Genomic DNA, 6351 nt, shown 5'->3' on the forward strand with positions numbered 1-6351 from the left:
ACACGTATCGGGTCACGCTGCGCCGCGGCGCACATTGTCGCTGCGCCGCGGCGCACATTAACGCCTCCCTTTTCTTTGCTGTTCAACACCGTTCAGGAGAGAACTATGCGAATTTTCAACGGAATCGACGAAGTAGAGACGGCTGTCGGTGAGCACTTGGGCTACAGCGCGTGGTTCCCGGTCACACAGGACCGGATCGACAAGTTCGCCGACGCCACCGAGGATCACCAGTGGATTCACGTGGATCCCGAGCGCGCAGCGCAGGGTCCGTACGGCGGCACCATCGCCCACGGCTATCTGACTCTTTCGTTGTTGCCGGTGCTCGGCGCTCAGGTGATGCGTGTCGACGGAATCTCCATGACCGTGAACTACGGAAGCAACAAGGTGCGATTCCCCGAACCGGTCAAGGTCGGTTCTTCGGTGCGGGCAGGTGCGGAGATTCTTTCCTTCGAGCGCACCGCGAAGGGCGCGACGATAGTCGTGCGGTACACGATCGAAATTGAAGGAGCGGGTAAACCTGCGCTGGTAGCGGATACCGTGCGCCTGTTGGTCTCCTGAATCCTTTTCCATTCTTCCAGAACGAGATTCGAGGTCAGTTGTGAAACGAGCAGCATTGGTCGCGCCGGTCAGAACCGCGGTGGGCCGTTTCGGAGGGGCACTTCGTGACGTGCCTGCGGAAAGTCTGGCTGCCACCGTCGTCAAGGAGACCGTGCGTCGTAGCGGAATCGATCCGTCCCGCATCGACGACGTCGCGATGGGGCAGTCGTATGCCAATTCGGAGGCACCGTGCATCGGAAGGTGGGCGGCGCTCGAGGCAGGGTTGCCGATTTCGGTAGCCGGCTTCCAGACGGATCGCCGATGTGGAACGGGTCTGCAGGCCATCGTTTCCGCGGCCATGATGGTCCAGACGGGTGCGGCCGACGTGGTTCTCGCGGGTGGCGTCGAATCGATGAGCGGGATCGAGCACTACACCACCGGAGCGCGGTGGGGCACCAGATCCGGTGGGCTGCAACTGTTCGACCGCCTCGATCGTGGCCGCGAGCGCTCGCAACCCGAGTGGCGATTCGGTCGGATCAGCGGAATGATCGAAACGGCCGAGAACGTCGCGACACGCTGCGGGATCACGCGGGAAGAGTCGGACGCCTTCGCCGTCGACAGTCACCGAAAGGCAACACTGGCAAGAGAATCCGGCCGATTCGATGCCGAAATCGTCGCCGTCGAACAGACGGATAGGAAAGGGAACGTCACACAGTTTCGTGCTGACGAGGGGATCCGTCCAGATACCTCACTCGAAACCCTGGCACGGCTGCGTGCGGTGACCGAGGGAGGCGTCGTGACCGCCGGTAACGCCAGCCAACAGAATGACGCTGCGGCAGCGATGTTGGTGGTCGCCGAGGATCGTCTGGACGAGCTGGGGCTGGAACCCATCGGGTTCCTCGACAGCTGGGCCGCGGCCGGTTGTGAACCGGCGCTGATGGGCCTCGGGCCGGTTGCCGCCGTCTCGAAACTGTTTGCTCGCACCGGGGCAGGCTTTGCCGATTTCGATCTGGTCGAGCTGAACGAGGCGTTTGCGTGCCAGGTTCTCGGCGTCGTGAAGGAATGGGGATTCGAGGACCTCGATCGCCTGAACGTCAACGGTTCCGGCATCTCGCTCGGGCACCCCGTGGGAGCGACGGGTGCGCGTATGGCAACAACCGCGCTTCACGAACTCGGCCGACGCGGCGGCGGAAAAGCGCTGTTGACCATGTGTATCGGCGGTGGCCAGGGTATGGCGGCCGTGGTGGAGTCTGCCTGACGAGGTTCGCTTCTGGGTACACTTGCGGCGGGGGATCGGAAGTTCTACGGAGGCAGTCGGTTGACGAATGCAGGCGCAGCAGACACCAGTGGCGCGCTGAGCGTCGAGGATGTTCGTCGCGCCAGGGCCGCACTCGAGGGTTTGGACGTCACCAGTTGGTCCGGTCGCTTCGAGCTTCTCTCCGACACCAACCGTCTGCGTCTGTTGCTCTGCCTTCATCACGCACCGGGTATCTGCGTCACGGATTTGTCCGTGGCGCTGGGGATGAGCGGCACAGCCGTCTCACATGCGCTGCGGCTACTGCGTAGCCAGGGGTGGGTGAGCGCGACCCGCGACGGCCGATCGATGCGATACCAACTGGCGGACGACACCGTTCACCAGCTGCTGCATTCGATCGGCGCCACACATTTTCACGACGAGACACCCACCCCCGGGCACACGCACAGCTGAGCGCTACTCAAGGAGTCGCGAAGAACTTCTCGACGGCCGGCGCAGCGTTCGGGTTTCCGTTGGTGATTCCTGCGCCGACTCCGGCAACCGTGCCGATGACTCCACCGACGATGCAGCCGGCGATGAAGTTCGGGAAGATCGACAGGCAGCCGATTCCGACGCCGAGGTTGGCTCCGATCAGGGTCGACTGCAGACCACCGTTGTTCCAGCCGATATTGACCTCGTTGGCCATCGTGTCGAACGCGGCCTGCTTCGGATCGTTACCGGGGAAGAGCATCAACGCCGCCTGGCTGTTCGACTCTGCGGTCGGTGTCAGTAGGGGTTGGGACGGATCGAAGCCCGCATTCGGGGGCGCTGCGACCGCGGTGCCGGCTCCGGCGCCGACTGCGGCGACGACGAGAACGGACATGGTGAGAGTTCGGGACAGTTTCATGGGGACGGCCAATCTGTCTGTGTGGAACCAGTCGTGAATGGTGGCGGTGCAGTTCGTTAACCAGAACTCCACCGTCTGGATCGATCGTGCGGACCTCCTCGGGCACAACGGGACCCGTCGTCTCCGCGCGACGGGCCGTGTTTGGTGGCTACCCGACTCCGAGTGCCCTGAAACCGCCTAGTCTCATTCGTTTTTCGACAACCGCGCACGCAATTCTTCGACCTCGGCAGTAAGCCGATCTACCTCGGCTTGCAGGGGTTGGCGTGCCAGAGCGAGGGATTCGTCCATGCGCTCCTTGTCGAAGCGTGGCGTGATGTTTCGACTGCAGTTCCAGTCGAACGCTTCGACGTCGATGACGATGGAACGCTGGGCTTTTGCCGTCATGGTGCCGCCGGGGACTTGCAAGAGCTGTTGCAGTAGTGCAGGGTCCTCGTCCGCTTCGATCACCTGCGCACGCCCGTAGATCTTCAATCTCGTTCGCGTCGGGTAATCGATGACGAACAGCGAGATGCGATTGTTCTCTTCCAGATTGCCGAGCGTCACGAATTGCTGATTGCCGGGGAGATCGGCGAATCCGATTCGATTCGGGCCCAACACATGCAGGAATCCGCGCGGGCCGCCGCGATGTTGGACGTACGGCCAACCGTCGGGCGTCACCGTGGACATGAAGAAGGAATCCACGGATTTCACGAATCCCTGCGCGCGGAAATCGAATTCCATCGGGCCTTCGTCGGGCTGATCGAGTTTCGAACCGTACACGGTGAAACTTCCGGTCGACCGCTGACGCTCCACCGCAGCGGGGGAGAAGGCGATGTGTGCGTATCGGGTCGACATTTTCCAACTCCTGATGCTCAGTGCCAACGGTGGTCGGCAACGGCAGTTCGCGGACCGAACTTGGGTTTGACGGCTTGCCCGCTGACCTGCAGGAGCCTCACGGCGCGGTATCGATGCGGTTGAAGGGGAGCGAGGTACTGCACCATCTCGGCGTCGTCGATCGGTTCACCCAGCAGTGACCACCCGACGACGGCAGCGAGGTGGTAGTCGCCGACCGAGAGTGCATCTGAATCGCCGAATGCACGCTGAGCCACTTCGGCGGCAGTCCAGATCCCGACGCCGGGTACCGCTCGCAACCGTTTGGTCGCCTCGGTCCTGGGGAACGTGGATGCCTGCTCGAGGCGGTCGGCGACGCGAGCGCACTGAACGATCGTCTTGGACCTCGCTGGATCGACGTTCGCGCGATGGAATTCCCATGACGGCATTCGACGCCATTGGTCCGCGGTGAGTGGAACTCGCATTCCGTCGGGCGCGGGGCCGGGTGGGCGCTCCCCGAACTTGGTCAGCAGGCGGCGCCACGCGGCAAATGCGTCGATGCCGTGGACTCGTTGCTCGAGGATCGCGGGAACGAGAGCTTCCATGACGCGGCCGGTGCGGCCGATGCGCAGATGAGGGAAGCGTCGATGAGCTTCGGCGAGCTTGGGATGCTCGGGCGCAAAATCTTCGGCCTCGTCGTCGAGACCGAGCAGAGCTTCGGCGCCGGTCAGAAATTCCGTGGCGCCGGGACCCCAGGCCTGTACCCGGACCGTATGGCGATCCGACTGGGTGATGCGGTAGGTCACAGGACCCGAAAGTTGGCGGGAAACTCGCCAGATCGCTCCGTCGGCTGACCGTCGATGTGCGGGGTCGCCGGGTCCGCGCTGATGCGGGCTGAGCGTCAGCGCGGCATCGAGTGGTCGCTGAGAAGTCACCGTGACTTCGTCGGCGGGAGATAGCGGCGTCATCGAGGTCAGCGTATCGCCACCGTCCATCCTCCGTTAAGGCGTGTGTCGGTGGCGCAACGTATTGTCCGAGCCATGATCATCGTGAGCACCGACGGATCCTGTCTGCGAAACCCCGGCGGGGCTATCGGCTGGGCGTGGGTCAATCACGAGGGTCCGAGCATGTCCGGCGGAGAAGCGTCTGGCACCAACCAGATTGCCGAGTTGCGTGCTCTGTTCGAGGCCGTCGTCGCCCATCCCGGTGGTGATCCTCTGCTCATCGAGTCCGACTCGCAGTACGCCATCAAGTGCGCGTCGGAATGGCTGCCGAGTTGGAAGCGCAAGGGCTGGAAGACCGCGAGCGGCGGGGCGGTCAAGAACCTCGAACTGGTGCAGAGTATCGATCGAGCCATCACCGATCGTGTCGGACCGGTGCGCTTTCGCTGGGTGCGCGGGCACGTCGGCAACCACTACAACGAAATGGCAGACAAGCTGGCCGGCGAAGCCGCACGCGCCATCGTCTCGGGGGACATCGCATCGGTGCCGCTTGCTGCCCCGGTGAAGAAGGAACCGACCGCCGTGAACTCCCCCTACAAGGAGAAGTCCACGACGGCCGAAGAGCCGGCAGATTTGTTCACACTTTTCTGAGCGGTTCAGAACCCGTCGGCAACCTGAACCAGCGCCCGGCCGGTGTACTTGCCTTCGCGGACCTGATCGATCACCGAGACGACGTCGCGGACGGCAACGAGGTTCGTGATCTCCTTCAGATGACGTGGCGCCAAGTCTGAGCCCAGCCGGGTCCACAGCGCGCGACGGGGCTCGATCGGCATCAATACCGAGTCCATGCCCAGCAGTGAGACTCCGCGGAGAATGAACGGCAGCACGGTCGTAGGCAGCGCGGCGCCACCGGTCAATCCGCTGGCAGCGACAACACCGCCGTAGTTGATCGTGCTCAGAACGTGAGCGAGGGTCTTTCCACCGACGCAGTCGACGGCCGCCGCCCACTGAGATTTTCCGAGCGGGCGAGGCTTGGCGTCGGGATCCTCGGGGAGCCGGCCGATCACCGAAGACGCACCGAGTGACGTCAGAAGGTCTGCCGCGCCTGGCTTGCCGCTGGAGGCGACCACGTCGAAGCCTGCGCTTGCCAGAAGGTCGACGCTGACGGTGCCGACTCCGCCGCTCGCGCCCGTCACCAGGACGGGACCGTCGGCTGGCTTCACTCCGCTGGCCAGAATGGCTTGGACGCTCATGGCTGCGGTGAATCCTGCCGTGCCGATCGCGGCAGCGTCGGCGGTGGAAATGCCGTCGAGCTTCACGACCCACTCGGCAGGCAAACGGGCGATCTCGGCGTAGCCGCCGTTGCGGGCGGTCCCGATCTCGTAGCCATGTGCGACGACCTTGTCTCCCGGGGCGAATGCGTCGGACTCGGAGGCGATGACCTCGCCGGCGACGTCGATGCCGGGGACGATCGGGTACTCGCGAACCACCCCGCCTTTCGGCGTGACCGCGAGCGCGTCCTTGTAGTTGACGCTCGAATACTCGACGCGAATGGTGACCTCACCTGCCGGGAGGAAGGATTCGTCGACGGTTTCGGGGGCGAAGTCGATGGTGCCGTCGCTGTCGCGGGCGACCCAGGCGTTGAAAGTAGTCATGGGTCGAACATAAAGGCCTTCGGCCCTGTGCGCCTTTTTGGTAGTGCGAACTACCGGAAAGGCGCACAGGGGCGGAGCCCCTAGATCAAGCTGCCCTCATGCACCGCTCGATCGAACGCCGGTAGCGGGCCACCGGCGCGCAGGGTTGTCGCCAATGCCGGATCGGCGAGGTGGAGACGGCCGATCGCGATCAGATCGAACTCTCCGCTGCCGATGCGCTCCTCGAGCTGTGGGATGTTGTCGACTACAGGTGCGACGCCTTCGATG

The 6351-nt window shown here is 63.8% G+C and carries 8 protein-coding genes and 1 pseudogene; 4 read left to right on the forward strand and 5 right to left on the reverse strand.

All coding sequences use genetic code 11. The features are described 5' to 3' along the window. Nucleotides 1-105: 105 nt before the first annotated feature. Genes RWT78_RS27085 through RWT78_RS27095 form a run of 3 tightly spaced genes read left to right on the forward strand, consistent with a single transcriptional unit; the run spans nucleotide 106 to nucleotide 2245 of the window. On the forward strand, nucleotides 106-558 hold the full coding sequence (locus RWT78_RS27085; RefSeq protein WP_003940415.1) for a MaoC family dehydratase: 453 nt from the start codon (nucleotides 106-108) through the stop codon (nucleotides 556-558). A gap of 40 nt (nucleotides 559-598) precedes the next feature. Continuing rightward, nucleotides 599-1795 carry an acetyl-CoA C-acetyltransferase gene (locus RWT78_RS27090; protein WP_314682168.1) on the forward strand — a complete coding sequence of 399 codons (1197 nt, stop codon included), beginning with the start codon at nucleotides 599-601 and terminating at the stop codon, nucleotides 1793-1795. 60 nt (nucleotides 1796-1855) lie between these two features. Beyond that, on the forward strand, nucleotides 1856-2245 hold the full coding sequence (locus RWT78_RS27095; RefSeq protein WP_003940184.1) for a metalloregulator ArsR/SmtB family transcription factor: 390 nt from the start codon (nucleotides 1856-1858) through the stop codon (nucleotides 2243-2245). A 7-nt stretch (nucleotides 2246-2252) separates the two neighbouring features. On the opposite strand, the gene RWT78_RS27100 is transcribed toward RWT78_RS27095, so the two are convergent. The 3 genes from RWT78_RS27100 to RWT78_RS27110 all read right to left on the reverse strand — a co-directional run bounded on the left by RWT78_RS27100 (nucleotide 2253) and on the right by RWT78_RS27110 (nucleotide 4483). Then, nucleotides 2253-2750 (reverse strand): hypothetical protein, encoded by a 498-nt coding sequence (locus RWT78_RS27100; RefSeq protein WP_003940625.1) that lies wholly within the window; start codon nucleotides 2748-2750, stop codon nucleotides 2253-2255. A 111-nt stretch (nucleotides 2751-2861) separates the two neighbouring features. Then, the gene (locus tag RWT78_RS27105; RefSeq protein ID WP_003940212.1) at nucleotides 2862-3512 is read right to left on the reverse strand and encodes a pyridoxamine 5'-phosphate oxidase family protein; all 651 of its coding nucleotides are present in this window, start codon (nucleotides 3510-3512) and stop codon (nucleotides 2862-2864) included. A gap of 17 nt (nucleotides 3513-3529) precedes the next feature. After that, entirely contained in the window at nucleotides 3530-4483 is a 954-nt protein-coding gene (locus RWT78_RS27110) for a DNA-3-methyladenine glycosylase 2 family protein (RefSeq protein WP_314682173.1), read from the reverse strand. Between the two features lie 45 nt (nucleotides 4484-4528). Here RWT78_RS27110 and RWT78_RS27115 point away from each other — a divergent pair, with 45 nt between their 5' ends. Next, nucleotides 4529-5080 (forward strand): ribonuclease H, encoded by a 552-nt coding sequence (locus RWT78_RS27115; RefSeq protein ID WP_314682176.1) that lies wholly within the window; start codon nucleotides 4529-4531, stop codon nucleotides 5078-5080. A 5-nt stretch (nucleotides 5081-5085) separates the two neighbouring features. Here the strand turns inward: RWT78_RS27115 and RWT78_RS27120 are convergent, their stop codons facing one another. Together RWT78_RS27120 and RWT78_RS27125 are read right to left on the reverse strand one after the other, a co-directional pair. After that, nucleotides 5086-6084, reverse strand: coding sequence for an MDR family oxidoreductase (locus RWT78_RS27120; RefSeq protein WP_064074261.1), 999 nt, complete (start codon nucleotides 6082-6084; stop codon nucleotides 5086-5088). A gap of 80 nt (nucleotides 6085-6164) precedes the next feature. Continuing rightward, a pseudogene (locus tag RWT78_RS27125) lies at nucleotides 6165-6351 on the reverse strand (12-oxophytodienoate reductase); the annotation flags it as partial.

The organism is uncultured Rhodococcus sp. (assembly GCF_963525155.1).
Classification (GTDB): Bacteria; Actinomycetota; Actinomycetes; order Mycobacteriales; family Mycobacteriaceae; genus Rhodococcus_F; species Rhodococcus_F qingshengii.

What these genes read in the sequence shown, in the direction of transcription:
- RWT78_RS27085 (WP_003940415.1), top strand. Translation starts at nt 106, where the DNA reads ATGCGAATTTTCAACGGAATCGACGAAGTAGAGACGGCTGTCGGTGAG.
- RWT78_RS27105 (WP_003940212.1), bottom strand. Translation starts at nt 3,512, where the DNA reads ATGTCGACCCGATACGCACACATCGCCTTCTCCCCCGCTGCGGTGGAG.
- RWT78_RS27110 (WP_314682173.1), bottom strand. Translation starts at nt 4,483, where the DNA reads ATGGACGGTGGCGATACGCTGACCTCGATGACGCCGCTATCTCCCGCC.
- RWT78_RS27115 (WP_314682176.1), top strand. Translation starts at nt 4,529, where the DNA reads ATGATCATCGTGAGCACCGACGGATCCTGTCTGCGAAACCCCGGCGGG.
- RWT78_RS27120 (WP_064074261.1), bottom strand. Translation starts at nt 6,084, where the DNA reads ATGACTACTTTCAACGCCTGGGTCGCCCGCGACAGCGACGGCACCATC.